This window comes from Kitasatospora cheerisanensis KCTC 2395 (assembly GCF_000696185.1).
Classification (GTDB): domain Bacteria; phylum Actinomycetota; class Actinomycetes; order Streptomycetales; family Streptomycetaceae; genus Kitasatospora; species Kitasatospora cheerisanensis.
In genome coordinates, this window is sequence record NZ_KK853997.1 from 7,643,220 (window position 1) to 7,666,875 (window position 23,656).

Annotated in this window: 17 protein-coding genes and 2 pseudogenes; 12 read left to right on the forward strand and 7 right to left on the reverse strand. The window is 74.9% G+C overall.

What is annotated here, in order from left to right; translation table 11 throughout:
• Positions 1–328 precede the first annotated feature (328 nt).
• Positions 329–1,231, forward strand: coding sequence for a serine hydrolase (locus KCH_RS34395; RefSeq protein WP_035869771.1), 903 nt, complete (start codon positions 329–331; stop codon positions 1,229–1,231).
• Between the two features lie 18 nt (positions 1,232–1,249).
• Here KCH_RS34395 and KCH_RS34400 read toward each other — a convergent pair whose 3' ends face one another.
• The 5 genes from KCH_RS34400 to KCH_RS34420 all read right to left on the reverse strand — a co-directional run bounded on the left by KCH_RS34400 (position 1,250) and on the right by KCH_RS34420 (position 4,843).
• The gene (locus KCH_RS34400; protein ID WP_244305564.1) at positions 1,250–1,846 is read right to left on the reverse strand and encodes a GrpB family protein; all 597 of its coding nucleotides are present in this window, start codon (positions 1,844–1,846) and stop codon (positions 1,250–1,252) included.
• A gap of 10 nt (positions 1,847–1,856) precedes the next feature.
• Complete coding sequence (locus KCH_RS34405) at positions 1,857–2,327, reverse strand: GNAT family N-acetyltransferase (RefSeq protein ID WP_035869776.1); 471 nt, start codon at positions 2,325–2,327, stop codon at positions 1,857–1,859.
• Between the two features lie 124 nt (positions 2,328–2,451).
• Complete coding sequence (gene gcvH / locus KCH_RS34410; RefSeq protein ID WP_035869783.1) at positions 2,452–2,835, reverse strand: glycine cleavage system protein GcvH; 384 nt, start codon at positions 2,833–2,835, stop codon at positions 2,452–2,454.
• A gap of 92 nt (positions 2,836–2,927) precedes the next feature.
• Entirely contained in the window at positions 2,928–4,295 is a 1,368-nt protein-coding gene (locus KCH_RS34415; protein WP_051653758.1) for an FAD-dependent monooxygenase family protein, read from the reverse strand.
• Positions 4,296–4,330: 35 nt separating this feature from the next.
• Complete coding sequence (locus tag KCH_RS34420) at positions 4,331–4,843, reverse strand: nuclear transport factor 2 family protein (RefSeq protein WP_035869786.1); 513 nt, start codon at positions 4,841–4,843, stop codon at positions 4,331–4,333.
• 106 nt (positions 4,844–4,949) lie between these two features.
• Here KCH_RS34420 and KCH_RS34425 point away from each other — a divergent pair, with 106 nt between their 5' ends.
• The 10 genes and pseudogenes from KCH_RS34425 (at position 4,950) to KCH_RS34470 (ending at position 19,746) form a co-directional block, all read left to right on the forward strand.
• Positions 4,950–6,719, forward strand: coding sequence for an acyclic terpene utilization AtuA family protein (locus KCH_RS34425; protein WP_084224089.1), 1,770 nt, complete (start codon positions 4,950–4,952; stop codon positions 6,717–6,719).
• Positions 6,716–8,314: an acyl-CoA carboxylase subunit beta gene (locus KCH_RS34430; protein WP_035869795.1), complete on the forward strand. Its 1,599-nt coding sequence runs from the start codon at positions 6,716–6,718 to the stop codon at positions 8,312–8,314. Before KCH_RS34425 ends, KCH_RS34430 begins: the two co-directional genes overlap by 4 nt.
• A 36-nt stretch (positions 8,315–8,350) precedes the next feature.
• A pseudogene (locus tag KCH_RS34435) lies at positions 8,351–10,299 on the forward strand (acetyl/propionyl/methylcrotonyl-CoA carboxylase subunit alpha).
• Between the two features lie 69 nt (positions 10,300–10,368).
• Positions 10,369–11,559, forward strand: coding sequence for an acyl-CoA dehydrogenase family protein (locus tag KCH_RS34440; protein WP_035869796.1), 1,191 nt, complete (start codon positions 10,369–10,371; stop codon positions 11,557–11,559).
• 89 nt (positions 11,560–11,648) lie between these two features.
• Entirely contained in the window at positions 11,649–12,503 is an 855-nt protein-coding gene (locus tag KCH_RS34445) for an inositol monophosphatase family protein (RefSeq protein WP_244305566.1), read from the forward strand.
• A 215-nt stretch (positions 12,504–12,718) separates the two neighbouring features.
• A complete protein-coding gene (locus KCH_RS34450; RefSeq protein ID WP_167574172.1) occupies positions 12,719–14,296 on the forward strand; it encodes an AMP-binding protein in 1,578 nt (525 codons plus the stop codon).
• A gap of 131 nt (positions 14,297–14,427) precedes the next feature.
• Positions 14,428–14,982 (forward strand): TetR/AcrR family transcriptional regulator, encoded by a 555-nt coding sequence (locus KCH_RS34455; protein WP_051653759.1) that lies wholly within the window; start codon positions 14,428–14,430, stop codon positions 14,980–14,982.
• Between the two features lie 120 nt (positions 14,983–15,102).
• Positions 15,103–17,628 carry a SpoIIE family protein phosphatase gene (locus KCH_RS34460; protein ID WP_035869798.1) on the forward strand — a complete coding sequence of 842 codons (2,526 nt, stop codon included), beginning with the start codon at positions 15,103–15,105 and terminating at the stop codon, positions 17,626–17,628.
• Positions 17,629–17,730: 102 nt separating this feature from the next.
• Positions 17,731–18,183: a hypothetical protein gene (locus KCH_RS34465; protein ID WP_035869807.1), complete on the forward strand. Its 453-nt coding sequence runs from the start codon at positions 17,731–17,733 to the stop codon at positions 18,181–18,183.
• 162 nt (positions 18,184–18,345) lie between these two features.
• Positions 18,346–19,746 carry an MFS transporter gene (locus tag KCH_RS34470; RefSeq protein ID WP_035869808.1) on the forward strand — a complete coding sequence of 467 codons (1,401 nt, stop codon included), beginning with the start codon at positions 18,346–18,348 and terminating at the stop codon, positions 19,744–19,746.
• A 519-nt stretch (positions 19,747–20,265) separates the two neighbouring features.
• Here KCH_RS34470 and KCH_RS40520 read toward each other — a convergent pair.
• Both KCH_RS40520 and KCH_RS34475 read right to left on the reverse strand, forming a co-directional pair.
• Positions 20,266–20,488, reverse strand: a pseudogene (locus KCH_RS40520) (RNA polymerase sigma factor); the annotation flags it as partial.
• A gap of 53 nt (positions 20,489–20,541) precedes the next feature.
• Positions 20,542–22,263 carry an FAD-dependent oxidoreductase gene (locus tag KCH_RS34475; protein WP_063750233.1) on the reverse strand — a complete coding sequence of 574 codons (1,722 nt, stop codon included), beginning with the start codon at positions 22,261–22,263 and terminating at the stop codon, positions 20,542–20,544.
• Positions 22,264–22,498: 235 nt separating this feature from the next.
• On the opposite strand from KCH_RS34475, the gene KCH_RS34480 reads away from it, so the two are divergent.
• Positions 22,499–23,641: a SchA/CurD-like domain-containing protein gene (locus tag KCH_RS34480; RefSeq protein WP_035869819.1), complete on the forward strand. Its 1,143-nt coding sequence runs from the start codon at positions 22,499–22,501 to the stop codon at positions 23,639–23,641.
• Positions 23,642–23,656 lie beyond the last annotated feature (15 nt).

Sequence of the window (23,656 nt, forward strand, 5' to 3'; positions counted from 1 at the left end):
CGGCGGATCTGCGTCCAGCCGGAGGACGACCTGCCGCACCTGCGCGGCCAGCTGGAGCAACTCGGCCACCGCGCGGCCCTGTTGCCCGCGCAGATCACCGTCGCACCCTCGCTGACCGCGGCCGTCTCGGAGACCCTCCGGGCCGGCGCCCTGCTGCTCTGCTCGCCCGCGCAGGCCGAGGAACTGGGCCTGTGCTGGCGGCCGTTGGCGGGCCGGCCGGTGGCCCGCGGCTACCGCCTGCGCACCGGCAGCGGCATCGACGCGCGCGCCGTGAGCGACCGCCTGCGGGCCCCGATCGGGTCCTGCCTGGGCGCGGCCGGGGGCCGTCGTGAGCGCGCAACGCGCCGTCCGGGAGCTGCAGTCGGTGCTCAAGGACGCCGGGCTGACCGACTCGTACCTGGTCCGCGACCTGGACACCGGCGAGGAGCTCGGCATCGCCCCGGACACCGAGCTGCCGATCGCCTCGCTGGCCAAAGTCCCGCTCGCCGTCGCGGTGTTCACCCACATCCAGGACGGGCGGATCGACGCCGCCGCGGTGATCGACGTCCCGCCCGGGCGGATCACCACCCCGGGCCCGGTCGGGCTGAGCAGGTTCCGGCACCCGGCCCGGATCGCCGTCGAGGACCTGCTCTACCTGAGCACCGCGATGAGCGACAACAGCGCCGCCGACGCCCTGTTCGCCCTGGTCCCGCCGGCCGAGGTCACCCGCGTCCTCGCGGACGCGGGCCTCACCGGCCTCACCGTGCGGCACCCGATGCACGAGCTGGCCCGGACGCCGGTGGAACGCTTCGAGCCCGGCGAGGTCCACCTCGCGCACTCCCTGGCCATCGGCTCCCGCACCGCCGGACGCGGACACCCGGTGCCCCAACTGGACGTCGCCCGCGCCAACTCCGGCACCGCCCGGGCCTGCGTCGACCTGCTCCAGGCGCTGTGGACCCCCAGCCGGATCCCCGCCCCGGTCGCCGCGCAGGTCCGCACCCTGATGGGCCTGAACGTGATCCGGCACCGCCTGGCCCCCGACTTCGGCTCCGATGCCTCCCGCTGGTCCTCGAAGACCGGCACCCTGCTCAACCTCCGCCACGAGATCGGCGTGGTCGAACACGACGACGGCACCCGCTACGCCGTCGCCGCCCTCACCGAGTCCACCGTGCCCGCGGCCGTCCAGCCCACCGCGGAGGCCGTCATGGCGCACGTGGCCCGCGCCCTGCACGACCGCCTGCGGGCAGGGTGAACCCGGCCGCGCACCACGTCAGTTCACCCCGGCGTGGGGCGTCCAGCCGGTCGACGCGGCCCACGCCTCGGCGACCGTGACGACGAGATCCACCACCGGATCCTTGACGTCCGCGTAGGTGTCGACGTCCCGGACGACACCCGCGAGCGCCGACTTGAACCGGCCGTACGCGGGCACCGCCCCGGGGTGCGCGCGGAACCAGTCGCGGAACAGCAGCGCGAGCCGCTCGTTCGGCGAACCCAGCAGCCGGACGTGCAGGTTGCAGTCCGCACCGGCGTGCCCGCGCCGCATCCACAGCCGCTTCACCCACCGCTCGGGGTCGTCGTCGACGCCCGCCGGCACGTGGTCGTGCTGATGCACCGACTGCCGGAAGCCCAGCTCCGCCAGCGGCCGGTCGAACGCGCACTCCGCCTCGTACAGGTCCGTCACGGTGATCTGGAGGTCGAACACCGGTTTCGCGGCCATCCCCGGGATCGCGGTACTGCCGATGTGCTCGGCGTACACCGGCAACGGCGCGAGCTCCGAACGGAGCCGGTCCACCAGGGCGAGGGCGCGCGCCGACCAGCCGGGGTCGTGGTCGACCACCAGGGGCGCGGGGGACAGATCGTCAGTCACCGGACCAACGCTACGGGTTGACCGGGCGCTCCAACAGCTCCTCCGGCGACCGGAACCCGGAACGGCGGTAGAGCGGGGCGCTGCGCTCCGACGGCCAGACGATCAGCGTGTTCAGGCCCGCCTGCTGCGCGTACGCGTCGACCGCCGCGAGCAGTGCCGCGCCGGCGCCACGGTTCCGGAACGGCGGCGCGACGTAGAAGTTGGTGACGTACCCCAGCGGATCGTTGTCCGCGAACGGCTCCGGCACCCGCTCCACCAGGTGCAGGAACACGTGCCCGCGGACCGCGCCCTCGCTCTCCACCACCCACACCGGCCAGCGTCCGCCCCCGAGCCGCTCCCGCAGCCACTCCTCCGCCTCCGCCACCGGCCGCTCCGCCGGCGCCGGCCCTTCGTGGTCCTCCCGCTTGAACGCCCACCGCAGCTCGGCCAGCACCCGCGCATCCTCGACCCGGGCCCGACGCACCCTCAGTTCCATTGCCATGCGGACGAGTCTGCCCGACGGGCCCGACCCGCTCGTACGGAGCAGCGCGCGCCGCCGTCTCCGGTGGGGCCCTGACGGGCAGTCGTGGACCACCGAGAAGAGCGGCCCCCGCCCGGGGCGGACGTCAGTCGCCGATGGCGGCCCGGTAGCCGGCGGCGTCGAGCAGCTTCTCGAGGTCGGACCGGTCCGCGGGCTTCAGCTTGAGGATCCAGGACTCGTAGGGCTCCTCGTTGAGGAGTTCCGGGCTGTCGCTCAGCTCCTCGTTGACGGCGATCACCTTGCCGCCGACCGGCGCGTAGTAGTCCGAGGCGGCCTTGACCGACTCGACGGTGCCCGCCGGATCGCCCGCCGCGAGGTCCTTGCCGACCTCGGCCAGCTCGACGAACACCACGTCGCCCAGAGCCCGTTGGGCGTGGTCGCTGATCCCGACCGTCACCGTGCCGTCGGCCTCCAGCCGGGCCCACTCGTGGGACTCGGCGTACCGCAGATCTGCAGGGATGTTGGACATGCTCGCTCCACCGGGTCGTCGTCAGTCAGCAGGCCCAGCATGCCCGAGCGCGCCGGGAAACCGCTGGATATCCACGCAGAACCGACGAAACGTCAGCTTCCGGAGTCCTGCGCGCGCCGCGGCCAGTTGCGCAGCGTCGCGGCGACCACCCGCGGCCGGGCCAGCGCGGCGGGGGAGGCGGTGAGACTGACGGCGTTCCAGACCGCCGTCGCCACCTCGGCATCGGTCGCGGCGGCCCGCATCGTGGCCCGGAAGGACTTGCCCAGCAACGCGGCCAACGCCGGACGGGTGCCCGGGACTTGGGGCATGGAGCGGTCGGCCAGGGTGGAGAACAGCCAGGGCAGCCGGAGCGCGTCCGCGGCAGAGCGGTAGAAGCGCCGGGGCAGGTCCCGGGTGCCGCCGGCCAGGCACTCGCGCAGCGCCGCCGCCTGGAGCGCGGCCACCGTCATCCCCGCCCCGTAGATCGGATTGAGGCTGCAGATCGCGTCGCCGGTGGAGACCAGCCCGTCCGGCAGGCGGCGCAGCCGGTGGAAGTGCCGGCGCAGCGCGTGCGGGTAGCCGAACGAGGCGACCTCGGTGACCGGTTCGGCCCGCCGGAGTGCGTCCCAGATCGGGCCGGACGCCAACTCCCCGGCGAAGCGCAGGAATTCGGCGGGGTCGGTCGGCGGGTGGTCGGGGTGGCCGAAGCCGTACAGCGAGAGCACCCAGAGGTCGTCCTCCTGCTGGGTGAGGACCAGGCCGCGCGGGCGCGCGGGAGTGGCCCCGACGAGCAGGGCCCTGCCGGGGCCGGCCGCGCCCGGCGGGATCCGGTAGCGGCGGCTCGCGTACGCGACGTCCACGCGCAGGCGCTGCTCGACGGGCTTCCGGTAGCCCAGCGAGCCGAGCCAGGCCGCGCCCCGGCCCGCCCGTCCCATCGCGTCCACGACGAGGTCGGCGTCCACGTCCTCGGCGGCGCCGGCACCGCCCGGGCGGGCCAGCCGGACGCCCACCACCCGGGCGTTGCCGGGCGCGGCGAGCGGGGCGACCGCCTCCCGGTCGTCCAGCACGGCGAGGTTGGGGAGCGCGCGGACGGCGGCCCGCAGCCGGTCCTCCAGGAACGGGCGGCCCGCCTGGAGCACCGTCCCCACCGGCACCTTGTGCAGCAGGGAGCCGAAGAACACGATGTCGACCTCGCTCAGCGCGGTGACCAGCGCGGCGCCGTCGGCGGCCAGCCGGCCGACGAAGCCCGGGAAGAACCCGTCCAGGACGGCGGCCCCACGGACCGTCAGCGAGTGCACGTGCGCGCCCTGCGGGACACCGCGCCGGGTGCCGCCGTCCTCGGCGAGCGCGTCCCGCTCGACCAGGGTGACCCGGTCGAACACCTCGGACAGCGCCCGGGCGGCGCACAGGCCGGCGATGCCCGCGCCCAGGACCACGGCGTGGCCGGTGGCCGTTCCGGCGGGGCGGCGTACCAGGTTCACCAGGTGCTCCGATCTGTGGCGGGGCCTTCGGGCCTTCAGCCGGCGATGGACAGGACGCCCAACTGCGCGAGGATCCCGGCCAGGTCGTAGTGGAAGACGACGTGGCCGATCAGCCCCGCCGCGTCGATCCGCGCGATGCCGACCCCGCGGACGACGAACGTCCGCCCGACCGCCCCGGCGGGCCAGCCGCCGCGCAGCGACTCCAGCACGGTCGCCGTCGCCCGGTAGCCGAGGATCTGGCGGTCGCCCGCGAGGATGACCTCCTCCACCTCCATGACGCTGTCGAGCGAGGCCAACCCGGTCTCCATGACGGCCAGGACCTCGTCCCGCCCGTGCAGGTCCCAGCCCAGCGCGGGCTCCTCGTGGTGGACCTCCTCGGCCAGGCAATCCGCCATGCCCGCCAGGTCCTTGGCATTCACCGCGCCCACGAACCGCTCAAGTACCGCTCCGCCGACCATCGTTCCCTCCACCACGACAACCCGCCCGCCCGACGACCGCGACCCGGCCTGCTCACGTTCGGCAACCAGCTTGGCACACGTGGTCACCATCGCGGGGAACCTTCCAGCATCGACGCCGACGCCGCCCGTGGCGGCGGAAAACAAGCGCGTGTGCTTGATTTGTCGGCGGGCGGATGCCAGGCTCGGTCGCGGCCCGATGTGCGGCACGCCCCGGCCCGGGGTGAACGGTGCGCTGTCGGCGGGGAGTTGGGGAGGCGCCGTGCTGCGGATCGGCAATGCTTCGGGGTTCTACGGGGACAGGTTCGCGGCGTTCCGCGAGATGCTGACCGGCGGCCCGCTGGACGTCCTCACCGGCGACTACCTGGCCGAGTTGACGATGCTGATCCTGGCCCGCGACCGCCTGCGCGACCCGGGCCTCGGCTACGCGCGGACCTTCCTGCGGCAGGCCGAGGAGTGCCTCGCGGAGGCCGTCGACCGCGGCGTGCGGATCGTGGTCAACGCGGGCGGCCTCAACCCGGCCCGCCTCGCCGAGGCGCTCGGCGAGCTCGCCGGCCGGCAGGGCGTCGACGCCCGGATCGGGTACGTCGCCGGCGACGAACTGCTGCCCCGCGCCGCCGAGTTCGGCTGGACGGGCGAGGACCCGCGCCGCCCGCTGCTGGCCGCCAACGCGTACCTCGGGGCGTTCGGCATCGCCGAGTGCCTGCGCGCGGGCGCGAACGTCGTGGTGACCGGCCGGGTCACCGACGCGGCGCTGGTCGCGGGGCCGGGCATCGCGCACCACGGGTGGACGCCCACCGACCTGGACGCCCTCGCAGGCGCTGTGGTCGCCGGCCACGTACTGGAGTGCGGGGCCCAGGCCACCGGCGGCAACTACGCCTTCTTCGCCGAACACGGGCCGGCCCTCGACCGCCCGGGCTTCCCGCTCGCCGAACTGCACGCCGACGGCAGCAGCGTGATCACCAAGCACCCCGGCACCGGCGGAGTGGTGACCGTGGAGACCGTCACCGCCCAACTCCTGTACGAGACCGGCGGACCGCGCTACCTCGGCCCCGACGTCACGGCCCGGCTGGACACCGTGACGCTCACTCAGGACGGCCCCGACCGGGTGCGGATCGACGGGGTGCGCGGCGAGGCCCCGCCGGCCACCCTCAAGGTCGGGCTGAACCGGCTCGGCGGCCACCGCAACGAGCTGGAGTTCGTCCTCACCGGGCTCGACATCGAGGCCAAAGCAGCCTTGGTGCAACGGCAGTTGACCGCCGCGCTGACCGACCCGCCGGCCGAGCTGCGGTGGACCCTGGCCCGCACCGACCACCCCGACGCCGACACCGAGGAACGGGCCAGTGCCCGGCTCCGGGTCACCGCCCGCGACCCGCAGGAGGCCAGGGTCGGCCGCGCCCTCACCGCCGCCGCCGTCGAACTCGGCCTGGCCGGCTACCCCGGCTTCCACCTGACCGCCCCGCCCGGCCCGGCCGCGCCCTACGGCGTCTTCGAGGCACGGGAGTTGGACGCGAAGGAGGTCGAGCACCTGGCCCACCTGCCGGGCGGCCGGACCGTCGCCGTCCCGCCCGCGCCGCAGCCGACGCACCAAGTCGCCACGGACGACGCGCCGTTGCCGCCCGCGCCGGACGACGGGCCGACCCGCCGGGCCCCGCTCGGCCTGGTCGCCGGCGCCCGCAGCGGCGACAAGGGCGGCGATGCCAACCTCGGCGTGTGGGCCCGCAGCGAGCCCGGATGGCGCTGGCTCGCGCACACCCTCACCACCGAACGGCTGCGCGAACTCCTCCCGGAGACCGCGCCGTTGACGATCGAACGGCACCTGCTGCCGAACCTGCGCGCGGTGAACTTCACCCTCCGCGGCCTGCTCGGCGAAGGCGTCGCCGCCCAGGCCCGGTTCGACCCGCAGGCCAAAGCGCTGGGGGAGTGGCTGCGCTCCCGGCACGTCGACATCCCGGAGGCACTGCTGTGACCGTACTGCCCACCCGGCTGGACACCGGCGCGGCCGCGTACGCCGCCAACCGCGCCGCCATGCTGGAGAGACTCGCCGCCCTGGACGCCGAGCACGCGAAGGCCCTGGCCGGCGGCGGGCCCAAGTACGTGGAACGGCACCGCGGCCGGGGCAAACTGCTGGCCCGCGAGCGGATCGAGCTGCTGATCGACCCGGACTCGGCGTTCCTGGAACTCTCGCCGCTGGCCGCCTGGGGGAGCGACTACCCGGTCGGCGCCTCGCTGGTCACCGGGATCGGCACCGTCGCCGGCACCGAGTGCGTGATCACCGCCAACGACCCGACGGTGCGCGGCGGTTCCTCGAACCCGTGGACGCTGCGCAAGGCGCTGCGGGCCAACGAGATCGCGCTCCGAAACCGGCTCCCGCTGGTCAACCTGGTGGAGTCGGGCGGCGCGGACCTGCCCAGCCAGAAGGAGATCTTCATCCCCGGCGGCGCGCTGTTCCGCGACCTCACCAGGCTGTCGGCCGCCGGAATCCCCACCGTGGCCGTGGTGTTCGGCAACTCCACGGCGGGCGGGGCGTACGTGCCCGGCATGTCCGACCACGTGATCATGGTCAAGGAGCGGGCCAAGGTGTTCCTCGGCGGACCGCCGCTGGTGAAGATGGCCACCGGCGAGGAGTCCGACGACGAGTCCCTCGGCGGCGCCGCGATGCACGCCCGCACCTCCGGCCTCGCCGACCAGCTCGCCCTCGACGAACCCGACGCGCTGCGCCTCGCCCGGCAGGCCGTGCACCGGCTGCACTGGCGCAAGTCCGGCCCGCGGCCCGCGAGCTGGTGCGAGCCGCCGAAGTACGACGAGGACGAGCTGCTGGGCATCGTCCCCGGCGACCTGAAGGCCCCGTTCGACCCGCGCGAGGTGATCGCCCGGATCGCCGACGGCTCCGACTTCGACGAGTTCAAGCCGCTGTACGGCAGCAGCCTGGCCACCGGCTGGGCCACCGTCCACGGCTACCCGGTCGGCATCCTGGCGAACGCCCAGGGCGTGCTGTTCAGCCAGGAGTCGCAGAAGGCCGCCCAGTTCATCCAGCTCGCCAACCAGCGCGACCGGCCGCTGCTGTTCCTGCACAACACCACCGGCTACATGGTCGGCCGGGACTACGAGCAGGGCGGCATCATCAAGCACGGCGCGATGATGATCAACGCGGTGTCGAACAGCACCGTCCCGCACATCTCGGTGCTGATGGGCGCCTCCTACGGCGCCGGGCACTACGGCATGTGCGGGCGCGCCTACGACCCGCGCTTCCTGTTCGCCTGGCCCAGCGCCAAGTCCGCCGTCATGGGGCCGCAGCAACTGGCCGGCGTGCTCTCCATCGTGGCCCGGCAGTCCGCCGCCGCCAAGGGCCAGCCGTACGACGAGGACGCCGACGCCGCGATCCGCGCCATGGTCGAGCAGCAGATCGAGGCCGAGTCGCTGCCCGCGTTCCTGTCCGGCCGGCTCTACGACGACGGGGTGATCGACCCGCGCGACACCCGGACCGTGCTCGGGATCTGCCTCTCCGCGATCCACAGCGGACCGGTCGAGGGCGCCCGCGGCTACGGCGTCTTCCGGATGTAGGCCACCAATGCCCTCCGCGAGAAAGCGAACTGACGGATGATCACCTCCCTGCTGGTGGCCAACCGCGGCGAGATCGCCCGCCGGATCTTCCGCACCTGCCGCACCCTCGGCATCGCCACCGTCGCCGTGTACGCCGACCCGGACGCCGACGCCCGGCACGTCCGGGAGGCCGACACCGCCGTCCGGCTGCCCGGCGCCGCGCCCGCCGACACCTACCTGCGCGCCGACCTGCTGATCCGCGCCGCCCTCGACGGGGGCGCCGACGCCGTCCACCCCGGCTACGGATTCCTGTCCGAGAACGCCGAGTTCGCGCGCGCCGTGCAGGACGCCGGACTGCTCTGGATCGGCCCGCCGCCCGCCGCGATCGCCGCGATGGGCTCCAAGACCGCCGCCAAACGCCTGATGGCCGCCGCCGGCGTCCCCGTCCTCACCGTCGGGACGAACCGGCCGAAGCCGACCTGCCGCTGCTGGTCAAGGCCGCGTCCGGCGGCGGCGGACGCGGCATGCGGGTGGTGCGGACCCTCGCCGAGCTGCCCGGCGCGCTGGCCGCCGCCCGGGCCGAGGCGGCCAGCGCGTTCGGCGACGACGAGGTGTTCTGCGAGCCCTACCTGCCCACCGGCCGCCACCTGGAGGTCCAGCTGCTGGCCGACGCCCACGGCACCGTGTGGGCCGTCGGCGACCGCGACTGCTCGCTGCAGCGCCGCCACCAGAAGGTCATCGAGGAGGCCCCGGCCCCCGGCCTCGACCCCGACCTGCGCACCCGCCTGCACACCGCCGCCACCGCCGCCGCCCGCGCCATCGGCTACCGCGGCGCCGGCACCGCCGAGTTCCTGCTCGCCCCCGACGGCCGGCTCGCCTTCCTGGAGATGAACACCCGCCTCCAGGTCGAACACCCCGTCACCGAGGCCGTCACCGGACTCGACCTGGTCGCCCTCCAACTCGCCGTCGCCGAGGGCGAGAAGCTCCCCGCCGCCGCACCGCCCACCGAGGGCTGCGCGATCGAGGCCCGGCTCTACGCCGAGGACCCGGCCCGCGACTGGCAGCCCGCCACCGGCACCGTGCACCTGCTCGAAGTCCCCGGCGTGGACGTCGAGTTCGGCACCCACCCGGCACCCACCGGGCTGCGCCTGGACGCCGGCATCGGCGACAGCACCGGCAGCGGCGGCGAGGACCGGATCACCGTCCACTACGACGCGATGCTCGCCAAACTCGTCGCGTGGGCCCCCACCCGCCGCGCCGCCGCCCGCCGCCTCGCCGACGCCCTCGCCCGCACCCGCCTGCACGGCCCCGCCACCAACCGCGAACTGCTGGTCCGCGCCCTGCGCCACCCCGCCTTCCTGGACGGCGCCGTGCACACCGCCTTCCTCACCGAGCACGCCGACCAACTCCTCGGCCAGGACGGCAAATCCGCACCCCTGGCCGCCCTCGCCGCGGCCCTCGCCGACGCCGCCGACCGCCGCACCGGCGCCGTCCCCTCCGGCTGGCGCAACCTGCCGTCCCAGCCGCAGCACAAGCGCTACCGCACCGCCGACGGCGCCGAGCTCGACGTCCGCTACCGCCTCACCCGCGACGGGCTGCGGGCCGAGGACCACCCGGACGTCGAACTCCTCGGCAGCACACCGGAATCCGTCGACCTCGCGGTCGGACCGCTGCGCCGCCGCTACCGGATCGCCCGGTACGGCGACCAGGTCCACGTGGACGGCCCGACCGAGCACCACACCCTGACCGTCCTCGACCGGTTCCCGGACCCGGCCGCCCAGTTGGCCCCCGGCACCCTGCTCGCCCCGATGCCCGGCACCGTCGTCCGGATCGCCGCCGAACCCGGCCGGCACGTCACCGCCGGCCAGCCGCTGCTCTGGCTGGAGGCGATGAAGATGGAGCACCAGGTCACCGCCCCCGCCGACGGCGTGCTCACCGAACTCCCCGCCACCGTCGGCCAACAGGTCGAGACCGGCACCGTGCTCGCCGTCGTCTCCGCGCCCTGAACCCCACCGCGCACCACGCCGGTCGGGCGATCCGCGCCGCCGGCCACCCTCCGCCCGGAAGGACCCCCGATGTCCGCACCGCGCACCACCGCCCTGCCCGCCTCCCCGCTGGTCGAGTCCGAGGACCGCCGCGCCCTGCGCGAGGCCGTCGCCGCACTCGGCCGCCGCTACGGGCGCGCGTACTTCCAGCGCAAGGCCCGGGCCAACCAGCCCGTCGAGGAACTCTGGTCCGAGGCCGCCAAGTTGGGCTACCTCGGCGTCAACCTACCCGCCGAGTACGGGGGAGGGGGCGCCGGCATCGGCGAACTCGCCGTCGTGCTGGAGGAGTTGGGAGCGGCCGGCTGCCCGCTGCTGATGCTGATCGTGTCGCCCGCGATCTGCGGCACCGTCATCGCCCGGTTCGGCACCGAGGAGCAGAAGCAGCGCTGGCTGCCCGGCCTCGCCGACGGCAGCACCGTGATGGCGTTCGGCATCACCGAGCCCGACGCCGGCTCCAACTCGCACCGGATCGCCACCGTCGGCCGCCGCGACGGCCAGGACTGGCTGCTCAGCGGCCGCAAGGTGTTCGTCTCCGGCATCGACCACGCCGACGCCGTCCTGTTCGTCGGCCGCACCGAGGACGCCCGCACCGGCAAGCTCAAGCCCGCCCTGTTCGTCGTCCCGCGCGACACCCCCGGCTTCGAGTACCGCCCCATCCCGATGGAACTCACCGCCCCCGAACGGCAGTTCCAGGTGTTCCTGGACGACGTCCGGCTGCCCGCCGACGCCCTGGTCGGCGACGAGGACGCCGGGCTGCTGCAACTCTTCGCCGGCCTCAACCCCGAGCGGATCATGACCGCCGCGTTCACCCTCGGCATCGCCCGCTACGCGCTCGACACCGCCGTCGGCTATGCCCGCACCCGCACCGTCTGGGACCGCCCGATCGGCGCCCACCAGGGCATCGCCCACCCGCTCGCCCAGTGCGCCATCGAGGTCGAACTCGCCCGCCTGATGACCCAGAAGGCCGCCCACCTCTACGACGCGGGCGACGACCTGGGCGCCGGCGAGGCCGCCAACATGGCCAAGTACGCGGCCGGCGAAGCCTCCTGCCGCGCCGTCGACCAGGCCGTGCAGACCCTCGGCGGCAACGGCCTCACCCAGGAGTACGGCCTCGCCGCGCTGATCACCGCCACCCGGGTCGGCCGGGTCGCCCCGGTCAGCCGCGAGATGATCCTCAACTACGTCGCCCAGCACACCCTGGGCCTGCCCCGTTCCTACTGACGCACCCTCAGGAGACCGTCGTGCGCCGGTGTACGACCCAATTCGGCCGATCATCGGATCGCACCGGCGCCGACGGCTACGCTCCCGCCATGACGATCATGCACGCAACGGACGGCCACCCCGAGGACACTCCGCACCAGGACACCGACGCCGCACTCGCCCGGCGGGCCGCCGAGGCCGGCGCCGAAGCCGTCCGCGCCCACTCCTGGGCCACCGCCGAGAAGCACCACAAGGGCGGCGGCGACTTCGCCACCGCCGCCGACCTCGCCGCCGAGGACGCCATCCTCGGCCTGCTGCGCGCCGCCCGCCCCGGCGACGCGTTCACCGCCGAGGAGAGCGGCCGCACCGGCGCGGCCGACGCCGACCGCCGCTGGCTGGTCGACCCGCTCTGCGGCACCCTCAACTACGCCGTCGGCACCCACCTGGTGGCCGTCAACGTCGCCCTGCGCGAGCGCGGCCGGACGGTCGCCGCCGCCACCTCCGACCCGTACACCGGTGAGACCTACTGGACCGACGGCGAGCGCGCCCGGCTCCGTCACCTCGGGCAGGACACCCCGCTCGTGCCCTCCGCCGAATCCGCCCTGGTCGACCTCAACCTCGACCCGCCCTACCCGAACGCCGCCGGCTTCCGCGCCGCCCACCTGCTCACCGACCCCGACTTCGAGGCCGCGTTCCGGCCCCGGGTGGTCTCCAGCACACTGGCCGTCGCCTGGGTCGCCGCCGGCCGGCGGGCCGCCTACATCACCGACGGCCAGCTGGCCGACAGCGTGCACTTCGCCGCCGGCCTCGCACTGTGCGAAGCGGCCGGCTGCACCGTCACCGACCTGCGCGGCAAGCCCGTGCACAGCGGCGAGGGCGGCCTGCTGGCCGCCGCCGACCCGGACACCCACGCCCGGCTGCTCGACCTGATCGACCGTCAGTACCGCCGCCGCGCGACCCCGTAAGCCCGCCACGCGCCCTGCCCGCGCCCCTCCCGGGCCGGGCAGCCTTGGCCAGCGGCACGCACCACCGAGCCACAGCGCCACAGCACCGCGCACCGGTACCACCCGCACCACGGAGCACCATCGAGCAGTACCCGCACCACCGAGCCGCACCCGCACCGCCAAGGAACAAGTCCAGCGCCACCACCCCGACCGCCGAGCCAGCCCCGGAGGCCAGCATGGTGTTCCACAGCGACTACCCGACCGTCGCCCCGCTCGACCGGCCCATCCACGACGCCGTCCTCGGCGACTGCGCCACCGGCGAACACGCCGACCGCCCCGCCCTGGTCGACGCCCTCACCGGACGGACCGTCAGCTACCGCGAACTGGACGCGGGCAGCCGCCGGGTCGCCGCCGGCCTGGCCGCGGCAGGCGTCGGCAAGGGCGAGGTGGTGGCGCTGTTCAGCCCCAACTCGGTCGCCTACCCGCTGGCGTTCTACGGCACCACCCGCACCGGAGCCACCGTCACCCCGGTCAGCTCGCTCGCCACGGCCGGCGAACTCGCCAACCAGCTCCGCGACTCCGGCGCCCGCTGGATCATCACCGTCGCCGCCTTCCTGCCGGTCGCCCTGGAAGCCGCCGCCGGACACCCCGTCGCCGAGATCTTCGTCTGCGACCGGGCCGACGGCCACCGCTCGCTCACCGACCTCGCCGCCACCGACGCCCCCGAACCCACCCCCGACCTCGACCCGGCCACCGACCTCGCGGTGCTGCCGTACTCCAGCGGCACCACCGGCCTGCCCAAGGGCGTGATGCTCACCCACCGCTCGGTCTCCACCAACCTGGCCCAGGTCGACGCCCTGCTGAAGACCACCCCCGGCGAACGCATCCTGGCCGTCCTCCCGTTCTTCCACATCTACGGCCTCACCGCCCTGCTCAACCGCCCGCTGCGGGCCCGCTCCACCGTCGTCGTGCTGCCCCGCTTCGACCTGGAGCAGTTCCTGACGGCCATTCAGGACCACCGCATCGAGGCCGTGTACGTGGCCCCGCCGATCGCCCTCGCCCTCGCCAAGCACCCGCTGGTGGACCGCTACGACCTGTCCTCGGTCCGCTACGTGCTCAGCGCCGCCGCCCCGCTGGACGCCGAGCTCGCCGCCGCCTGCGCCCGCCGCCTCGGCCTGCCGCACCTGCTACAGGGCTTCGGCATGACCGAACTCTCCCCGGTCACCCACGTCGTCCCGCCGCACGAGCCGCACCCGCCCGTCGGCACCGTCGGCCGCCTCGTCCCCGGCACCGAACTGCGGGTGCTCTCCCTCGACGAGCCGCGCCGCGACCTCGGCCCCGGCGAGGACGGCGAACTGCTGTTCCGCGGCCCGCAGGTGATGAAGGGCTACTTCGGCCGCGACTCCGACACCGCCGCCACCGTCGACCCCGAGGGCTGGCTGCACAGCGGCGACGTCGGCCACGTCGACGAGGACGGCTACCTGTACGTCGTCGACCGGGTCAAGGAACTCATCAAGTACAAGGGCTACCAGGTCGCCCCCGCCGAACTGGAGGCCCTGCTGCTCACCCACCCGTCCATCGCCGACGCCGCGGTGATCGGCGTCACCGACGCCGAGGGCACCGAACGCCCCAAGGCGTACGTTGTGCCCGCGTTCGGCTGCGAACTCGCCGAGCAGGAGGTCATCGAGTACGTGGCCCGCCGGGTCGCCCCCTACAAGAAGGTGCGCGAAGTGGAGTTCGTGGACGCCGTCCCGAAGTCCGCCAGCGGCAAGATCCTCCGCCGCGAACTGCGGGCCCGCGCCGCGAGCCGCTGAACGTCTGCGAGGATCGGAACGCGCAGACCGCCCAGCGAGCAGGAGCCGCCGATGACGACCAGCACCCCCGCCGCCCGCGCCCCCAGCAGGACCGCAGCCGCGCCACCCGCCGCCGGCTGCTGGAGGCGGCGGTGGAGTGCCTGGCCGACGTCGGCTGGAACGGCTCCACCGTCGCCGTGGTCGCGGAACGGGCCGGCGTCACCCGCGGCGCCGCCCAGCACCACTTCCGCACCCGCGAGGACCTGTTCACCGCCGCCGTCGAACACGTCGCCGCCGAACGGCTCGCCGCCGTGCTGGCCCACGTCCGGGAACTGCCGCCGCCCGGGCCGGAACGCACCGAGGCCGTCGTCGACATGATCGTCCGGCTCTACACCGGCCCGCTGTTCCGGGCCGCCCTGCACCTGTGGGTCGCCGCCGCCACCGAGGAACCGCTGCGCGAACGCATCGTCAGCCTGGAGAACCACGTCGGCCGGGAGGCCCACCGCGCCGCCGTCGGCTGCCTGGGCGCCGACGAGAGCGCCGCCGGCGTCCGGGAGACCGTCCAGGCGACCCTGGACCTCGCCCGCGGCCTCGGACTGGCCAACCTGCTCACCGACGACGGGCCGCGCCGGGCCGGCATCGTCCGCCAGTGGTCCCGGCTGCTGGACGCCGCCCTCGCCGCGGGAGAGCCCCCCGCAGCGCCCTGACCGGCGACGACCACCGGCAGATCACCGTCTCCCCCTTGCCCCGAAAGGCCCGGATCTAGGACACTCTCACCTTCGGTCACATCGCCCGCACGACCACCAGTCGCCTGCGCGCGACAGGCCATGCAGTCTGGTGGAAGCCGGAACGACCGGCAGAACCGGGGAAGGTACCGGGCAGGTGGCCAACTGAGCACGCACGGATTCGAACAGACGCCCGGCCGGGACGCGGCGGGCGCCGCCTCCGCGCGCCTGGCAGGGCACCGCCTGGTCCCGCTGGCCACCGCCCTGGTCCAGGACGACGGCCGCATCCTGCACTGGAGCGAGGAGGCCGAGGCCCTCACCGGCTGGACCGCCCGGGAAGCCATCGGCGAACACCCCGCCCAGCTGCTGCTCGCCGACGACGGCGTGGACGCCGGAGAACGACTGATCGGCAAGCTGCTGGCCGGCCGCGGCTGGTCCGGCACCCACCCGGTCCGGCGGCGCGACGGCTCCACCGCCGAACTGGAGTTCCACACCTACCCCGTCGCCGGGCCCGACGGCCGCACCCTGCTGCTGGCCACCGCCTCCGACGTGCACGCCCTGCGCGAGGTCGAATCCGACCTGGCCGTCTTCGACGGCTTCTTCAACCAGTCGCCGATCGGCCTCGCCGTCTACGACACCGACCTGCGCTTCATCCGCCTCAACGACGCCCTGGCCCGGATCAACGGCCTCACCGTCGAACAGCACCTCGGCCGCCGGATCACCACCGTGCTGCCCGGCATCAACGCCGCCGAGATCGAAGCCGTCATGCGGCAGGTGCTCACCACCGGCAAACCCGTCGTCGACGCCCGCTCGCACGGCCGCGTCCCCGGCGACCCGCGCCGCGACCGGGCCTGGTCCGCGTCCTACTTCCGGCTGGAGGACTCCACCGGCCAGGTGCTCGGCGTCTCCTCCTCCATCATCGACGTCACCGAACGCTTCCAGGCCGAGGCCCGCGCCGCCCGCGCCCAGGAACGCCTCGCCCTGCTCGCCTCCGCCAGCGCCCGCATCGGCACCACCCTCGACCTTCAGCGCACCGCCGAGGAGCTGATCGAGGCCGTCATCCCGCGGTTCGCCGACTTCGCCACCGTCGACCTGCTCGAACCCGTCGTCCGCGGCGAGGAACCCGCCCCGATCCAGCCCGGCAAGGCCGTCCAGGTCCGCGCCCTCGCCGTCGGCGAGGCCTACGGTTCCAGCCTCACCGGCGCCGCCGACCAGGTCGGCGGCACCACCGAGTACGGCCCCGAACGCACCTACACCCAGTGCCTGCGCAGCGGCCGCCCGCTGCTCAAACCGCAGGTCGACGAGGAGGTGCTGCGCGGCATCGTTCCCAGCGAGGACCGAGTCGCCCCCGGCATCGCCGCCGGCATCCACTCCTACCTGCTGGTACCGCTGATCGCCCGCGGCATGGTGCTCGGCGGCGCCGAGTTCATCCGCACCCGCAACCCCGAGCCGTTCAGCGCCGCCGACGTCTCGCTCGCCGAGGAACTCGTCGCCCGCACCGCCCTCGCCATCGACAACGCCCGGCTCTACCGGCGCGAACGCGAAACCGCCCTCACCCTCCAGCGCAGCCTGCTCCCGCAGGAGATCCACCGCACCCTCGGCCTGGAGATCGCCCACCGCTACCTGCCCTCCAGCGTGGTCAGCGAGGTCGGCGGCGACTGGTTCGACGTGGTCCCGCTGTCCTGCGGACGCGTCGCCCTGGTGGTCGGCGACGTGATGGGCCACGGCATCCGGGCCGCCGCCACCATGGGCCAGCTGCGCACCGTCGCCCGCACCCTGGCCACCCTCGACCTGCCCCCCGAACAGGTCCTCGGCCGGCTCGACGAGACCGCCTCCGCGATCGGCGACGGCCAGTTCGCCACCTGCGTGTGCGCCGTCTACGACCCCGTCGACCGCAGCGTGGTGATCGCCTCCGCCGGCCACCTCCCGCCCGTCCGGGTCGACCCCGACGGCACCGCCCACGTGATGCACCTGCCGCCCGGCGTCCCGCTCGGCATCGGCGGCGGCGCCTTCGAATCCACCGAGTACACCCTGCCCGCCGGCTCCACCTTCGCCCTCTACACCGACGGCCTGGTCGAACGCCGCGGCCGCGACATCGACGAGGGCATCGACCTGCTCGCCCGCACCCTCGCCGCCCCCGGCCGCACCCTGGAGGAGAGCTGCGACGCCGCCCTCTCCGCCCTCGTCACCGACGGCACCGAGGACGACATCGCGATGATCATGGCCCGGGTGCTCCCCGTGCCCTCCGACCGCATCGCCACCCTGCTGCTCCCCAACGAGGGCCCGCTGCCCGCCCGCGCCCGCCGCTTCACCCGCGCCACCCTCGACAGCTGGGGCCTGTCCACCCTCACCGACTACGCCGAACTCGTGGTCAGCGAACTCGTCACCAACGCCCTGCTGCACGCCGACGCCCCCCGCCGGCTGCGCCTGTTCCGCGACCGCACCCTCACCCTGGAAGTCTCCGACGCCGGCGGCCAGCCGCCCCGGCTGCGCAGCTCCGCCGAGGAGGACGAGGGCGGCCGCGGCATCCACCTGGTCAGCGAACTCGCCCACCGCTGGGGCACCCGCCCCACCAAGTACGGCAAGGTCGTCTGGGCCGAGATCGAACTGCCCTACCGCCCCGGGTGACACCCCCGCGGGACCGACACCCGCACGGCGGCCACCCGCTCGCCCGGGCAGCGGGGCTGACGGACAGTCGGAGAGACCCTCCCCCGTCCGAAAGGGCCCGCCGTGCAGCTCCACCTCCCCGCCGCCCTCACCGCCCTCGCACTGGGCCTGGCCCTCGCCCCCGCCGCCGCGGCCGACAGCGACCCGGCCGACGCCCCCACCGTCATCGCGATCGGCGGCATGGCCATCGACCCGAAGGTCCCCAGCCGGGTCGAGGTCGACCTGACCTACACCTGCGCCCCCGGCGACGGCCCGCTCGCCCTCAACACCTCCGTCGAGCAGACCGACCCCGACGACCCCGCCACCATCGCCTTCGGCACCACCCGCACCGACCCCGGGCAGGTGGTCTGCGACGGCACCGAACAGACCCGGACCGTGGTCGTCCAGTCCAAGACCAGCAACTGGCTCACCGACGTCGACGCCGTCGCCATCACCACCCTCGCCGACCTCACCGGCACCCCGCCCGCCTTCGCCGACGCCCAGCAGCTCGTCCTCGACCTGCCCGCGGAGGACTGACCGGGCATCCGGGGCGCACCGGCCGCACCGGCCCTCGGGCAGCCGACGGGCCGTTCGGTGGGGGACCGGCGTCAGCCGACCGGCCGTCAACCCCGGCGCGCCGCCCGCCCGGCGCCGTCCGCGCCGCCCAGACTGGGACGCCGGACGGAAGGACGCCAACGAATGCCCGAGGTCACGACAGCCGGCGGCGCGACCACCGAGGTGCGCCGCTGGCGGGCGCTCGCGGTCTGCCTGGTCGCCGGGTTCATGACGCTGCTCGACGTGTCGATCGTCAACGTCGCGCTGCCGTCCGTCCGCACCGGCCTGGACATGTCCGAAGCCGGCCTCCAATGGGTGCTGTCCGGCTACTCGCTGGCGTTCGGACTCGTCCTGGTCCCCGCCGGACGGCTCGGCGACGCGGTCGGCCGCCGCCCCGTCTTCCTCGCCGGACTCGCCCTGTTCACCGCCACCAGCGCGCTCGCCGGCGCCGCCCAGGACGAGGCCTGGCTGGTGATCGCCCGGCTGCTCCAGGGCATGTCCGGCGGACTCCTCGTCCCGCAGGTCTCCGGCTTCATCCAGCAGCTCTTCCGCGGCGGCGAACGCGCCCGCGCGTTCGGCCTGCTCGGCACCACCATCGGCTTCTCCACCGCCGTCGGCCCGCTGCTCGGCGGCCTGCTGATCGCCGCCTTCGGCACCGAGGAGGGCTGGCGCTGGGTGTTCTACGTCAACCTGCCGATCGGCCTGGTCGCCCTCCCGTTCGCCCGCCGCCTGCTCCCCGCCCCCACCCCCGACACCTGCGACCGCCGCGACTTCGACCCCGTCGGCGTCCTGCTGCTCGGCGCCGGCACCGTCCTGCTGCTCCTCCCGCTCGTCCAGGCCCAGTGGCACGACCCGCGCAAGTGGCTGCTGCTGGCCGGCTCCGCGGGGGTGCTCACCGCGTTCGCCGTCTGGGAGCACCGCTACGCGCGCGACCGCGAACCGCTGGTCCACCCCGAGCTGTTCCACACCCGCTCGTTCACCGCCGGCTCGCTGGTCTCGCTGCTGTACTTCGCCGGCTTCACCGCGGTCTTCTTCGTCTTCACGCTCTACCTGCAGTCCGGCCGCGGCTACAGCGCGCTCTACGCGGGCCTCGCCATCACCCCCTTCGCGCTCGCCTCCGCGATCGCCTCCACCATCGGCGGACGCATCGTGGTCCGCTACGGCCGACGGCTGATCGCCTTCGGCCTCGCCACCGTCGCCGTCGGCCTGGCCCTCGCCGCGCTCGCCGTCCACCTCTTCAACGGCCCCTTCGTCGGCTGGGCCACCGTCCTGCCGCTGCTGCTCGCCGGCCTCGGCAGCGGCCTGGTGGTCTCCCCGAACCAGGCCCTCACCCTCAGCGAAGTCCCCGTGGTCCGCGCGGGCAGCGCCGGCGGCGTCCTCCAGACCGCCCAACGCATCGGCTCCGCCGCCGGCATCGCCACCGTCGGCGCGACCTTCTTCGGCCACCTCCACACCCCCGCCGACTACCCGGGCGCGTTCCAACTCAGCCTGGCCGTGGTGATCGCCTTCGTCCTCCTCGCCCTGCTCGCGGCGATCCGCCCCTGAGCCGGGTCGAGCCCCCGACGGTGGCGCGCCGTCCGCCGGGAGACGCCCGGCAGCACGCGGTGCCCGACACCCGGGCCGGTGGTGCGCCCCGAGCGCCGCATGCCGTCCGCGGCGACCGGCTGGTGCTGCCATGCCCGGACCGCGACCACCTCCGATGCCGGTGCGCGACCCCTTGGGCGCAGCCGCGTCCTGCCGCCGCCCGAGCAGGCCCCGTCCGCCGCCGTGAAGTGCTGCGCGTGCCGTCGCCGGGGTGTTCGGGCCGTGGCGGGGTTGCGGCGTCGCATTGAGCTGGGCCAGGGTGTCGGCTGCCGCGGCGGCCACCGTCCGTTGCCGCCGTGGTGAGCGCTCCGCCGAGCGGCCCCGTCCGCCGGCATTGCGGGCCCGCCGTCACCGGGGGTGTCCGGGCCGTGGCGGGGGTCCGGCCACTTGGCGGAGCCGCTTGCTGCCGTGCCGCATTGAGCTGGGCCAGGGTGTCGGCCGTCGCGGTGGCCGCCGTCCGTTGCCGCTGTGGCCAGCTCGATCTGCCCGCGAAGGCGTCGGCGGCGCGCCACACCGCGAGGAAGGTCTCCTGCATGACCTCGGCGACGATCTGCTCGTCCGCGCAGCGGCGGCGCAGCCGCACCGCCAGCCACGGGGCGGTGCGCCGGTACAGCTCGTCGAACGCCCCGCGGTCGCCCTTGGAGACCAGGCGGAGCAGACGTTCCTCGTCCAGCTCGTCCAGTGCTCTCCTGCGTGCTCTCACACCTGCCAGACGCCGGGGCCGGCGCGCAGGTTCTGCGCCGGGGGTGATCCGCGTCACAGCCGGACGGGGACGCGCGCCGCAGGTCCCCGTCCGGCTGTGACGCTGTCAGGCCAGGCCGGCCACCCCGCGCACGCCGACCCGCAGGGCCCGGCCGGGTCGCCGACGGCCCCGGTGGCGCGCCAGCCGACGAAGCCGTCCGGGCGGACCAGGGCCGCGCCGCCGGGGTGCAGCCCGTACGCCTCCGGCCAGGTGGTGGGGGAGACCGGGCCGGCGGGGCGGGCGCCCGAGGGGATGTCGGCGGGCGGCTCCGGCAGCAGGTCGCCGCCGTCGCCGACCAGCAGGCAGCGCAGCGGCACGCCGGTCTGCCGGGCGACCAGCCGGGCCGCGGCCGGCCAGTGCCCGCCGCCCGCGGCGGGGGCGAGCAGCAGCGGCCCGCCGTCGAACAGGTCGAGGGTGGACAGCCGCGTCCCGGCGGCGTCGCGCAGCCACAGGTGCGGGGCGCGGGTGCCGGGCTCCCCGGTGGCGGCGAACCGCTCGGGGACGACGCCCGCGGTGGCGTCCGCGCCGACCAGCGCGCCCTCCGGGTAGCGGTAGCCGAGCGCCACCGCCAGCACGTTGGTGCGCGGCCCGGCGGCCGGCGCGGCGTCGAAGCCGGGGTGCTGGTGCTCGACGGAGCGGGCCGCCGCCCGGGCCGCGGTCTGCACGGCGACCGGCCGCCGCTCGCTCTCGTAGCTCTCCAGCAGCCGGGGCCCGCCCCAGCCGGCCAGCACCGCGGCGAGCTTCCAGGCCAGGTTATGGGCGTCCTGGATGCCGGTGTTGGAGCCGAACGCGCCGGTCGGCGGCATCTCGTGCGCGGAGTCCCCGACCAGGAACACCCGCCCCGCTCCGTACCGGTCGGCGACCCGCTCGGCGGCGTGCCAGGGCGCCCGGCCGGTGATCTCCACGTCCAGGTCGGGGACCCCGGCGGCGGCCCGGATGTGCGCGGCGCAGCGCAGGTCGGTGAAGTCCTCGACGCTCTCGCCGCGCTCGGGGTGCCAGGGCAGGTGGAACACCCACTGCTCGCGGTTGTCGACGGGCAGCAGCGCCCCCGCCCCGGCCGGGTCGGTCAGGTAGCAGGCGATGAACCGCCGGTCGCCGACCACCTCCGCGAGCCGCTTGGCCCGGAAGGTGACGCTGACGTTGTGGAACAGGTCGCCGCGCCCGGACTGCCCGATGCCGAGCCGCTCCCGAACGGGACTGCGCGGCCCGTCCGCGGCGACCAGGTAGTCGGCGCGCACCTCGCGCTCCTCGCCGGTGGCCCGGTCCAGCAGGCGCGCCGTCACCCCGTCGGCGTCCTGCTCGAAGGCGGTCAGCTCGGTGTTGAAACGGAGGTCGCCGCGTTCGGCGGCATGCCGCAGCAGCACCGGCTCCAGGTCGTTCTGGCTGCACAGGCACCACGAGGAGGGGCTGAATCTGGCCAGCCCCCCGCCGGGGTCGATCTCCCGGAACAGCCACTCCTGCTCGCCGCCGGACAGCGTCTCGGCCTGCAGGATGCCGTGGTTGTCGGCGAGCACCGACGCTGCCGCCCGGACGTCCTCCTCGACCCCCGCGGTGCGGAACAGCTCCATGGTGCGGAGGTTGTTGCCGCGCCCGCGCGGATGCCGGGAGGTCTCGGCGTGCCGCTCCACCAGCAGGTGCGGCACGCCGAGCCGGCCGAGGAAGAGGGACGCCGACAGCCCCACCAGGGAACCGCCCACGACCAGGACCGGGACCCGGTCCGCCATCTGTGTGTTCATCAGCTCTGCTCCATCCGTGCGGGGCGCTGGATACGCCGGACCCTGCATCCATCCCCCGCCGCCGCCGGACACGCAGGGTGCGTCGCCCGGATGGCCGTGAACTCTCGCGCCCGCCCCGCGCCCCCGTGACGATCGAGTGCGAACCACGCCCCGCCCCGCCGACCCGAACGGCCGCTGAGGCCGCCCGACTTGTCGGCCGCGGGCCCTCCGTGAACCAACGACAGGATCCGTCGCCATGACCCTGCTCTCCACAGCCGAGGAGACCACCACCGGCCGGCCCGCCGCGGGCCGGCTTCGCGTCATCCTGATGCTCGACGTCCACGACGGCGCCCAGGACCGCTTCCTGGACGCCTACGAACTGCTGCGCTACCAGGTGTCCGCCGTCCCCGGCCACGTCAGCGACCAGCTCTGCCAGTCGATCGACGACCCGTCCCGGTGGCTGATCACCAGCGAATGGGAGAGCGCCGAACCGTTCCTCGCCTGGGTCGACAGCGACGCCCACCGCGAGATGGTCAAGCCCATGCACGGCTGCGTCCGCGACACCCACTCGCTGCGCTACACCGTGCTGCGCGAGACCCACGGCGACCGCGCCACCGACAGCCCCGCCTCCCCGCTCGGCCCCGGCCAGCACCACCCCGGCGTGCCGACGGCCCCCCGGCCCGGCCCGGACGGCGTGGTGCGGCACGCGCTCAGCTTCACCGTGAAGCCCGGCGCCGAGGCCAGGGCCGCCGAACTGCTGGCCGGCTACCGCTCCCCGCAGGCGCGGGTCGACGACACCACCCGCCTGCTGCGCACCTCGCTGTTCATGCGCGGCAACCGGATCGTGCGCTGCGTCGAGGTCGCCGGCGACCTGGTCGCCGCCCTGCGGCACGTCGCCCGGCAGCCCGAGGTGCGGGCCGTCGAGGAGGCCATCAACCCCTACCTGGAGGAGGACCGCGACCTGGACGACCCGCTGTCCGCCCGCGACTTCTTCCAGCGCGCCGCACTGCCCGCCGTCCACCACCACGCCGCCCTGAAGTCCGGCCCGGTGCAGCGGCACGCCTACCTGTACCCCGTCCGCCCCGGCTGCGGCGCGGCGCTCGCCGAACTGCTGTCCGGCGAGGACGAGCACGCCGCCGGCGACCCCGGCTCGCCGCTGGTGCGCGCCACCGTCTACCGGCACGAGGACCTGGTGGTCCGGCTGGTCGACCTGCTCGCCGACCCGGCGGACGACCCCGCCACCGCCCTCGGCGTGGCCGGCCCGCGCGCCGCCGCCGTCCTCGGCAAGCTCGCCGCCATCCCCGCCGAACACCCCGTCCCCAGCACCGACGGCCTGCGCCACCTGCTCGCCGAGTGCGCCATGACCCCGGTCACCGACCGCAGCTCGACCGACGCCTGACCCCGCTCAACGAAC

Coding starts and splice junctions, on each gene's coding strand:
- KCH_RS34405 (WP_035869776.1), bottom strand. CDS start 2,327: ATGGCAATGGAACTGAGGGTGCGTCGGGCCCGGGTCGAGGATGCGCGG.
- gcvH (WP_035869783.1), bottom strand. CDS start 2,835: ATGTCCAACATCCCTGCAGATCTGCGGTACGCCGAGTCCCACGAGTGG.
- KCH_RS34420 (WP_035869786.1), bottom strand. CDS start 4,843: ATGGTGACCACGTGTGCCAAGCTGGTTGCCGAACGTGAGCAGGCCGGG.
- KCH_RS34425 (WP_084224089.1), top strand. CDS start 4,950: ATGTGCGGCACGCCCCGGCCCGGGGTGAACGGTGCGCTGTCGGCGGGG.
- KCH_RS34440 (WP_035869796.1), top strand. CDS start 10,369: ATGTCCGCACCGCGCACCACCGCCCTGCCCGCCTCCCCGCTGGTCGAG.
- KCH_RS34445 (WP_244305566.1), top strand. CDS start 11,649: ATGACGATCATGCACGCAACGGACGGCCACCCCGAGGACACTCCGCAC.
- KCH_RS34450 (WP_167574172.1), top strand. CDS start 12,719: ATGGTGTTCCACAGCGACTACCCGACCGTCGCCCCGCTCGACCGGCCC.
- KCH_RS34460 (WP_035869798.1), top strand. CDS start 15,103: ATGCAGTCTGGTGGAAGCCGGAACGACCGGCAGAACCGGGGAAGGTAC.
- KCH_RS34470 (WP_035869808.1), top strand. CDS start 18,346: ATGCCCGAGGTCACGACAGCCGGCGGCGCGACCACCGAGGTGCGCCGC.
- KCH_RS34475 (WP_063750233.1), bottom strand. CDS start 22,263: ATGAACACACAGATGGCGGACCGGGTCCCGGTCCTGGTCGTGGGCGGT.
- KCH_RS34480 (WP_035869819.1), top strand. CDS start 22,499: ATGACCCTGCTCTCCACAGCCGAGGAGACCACCACCGGCCGGCCCGCC.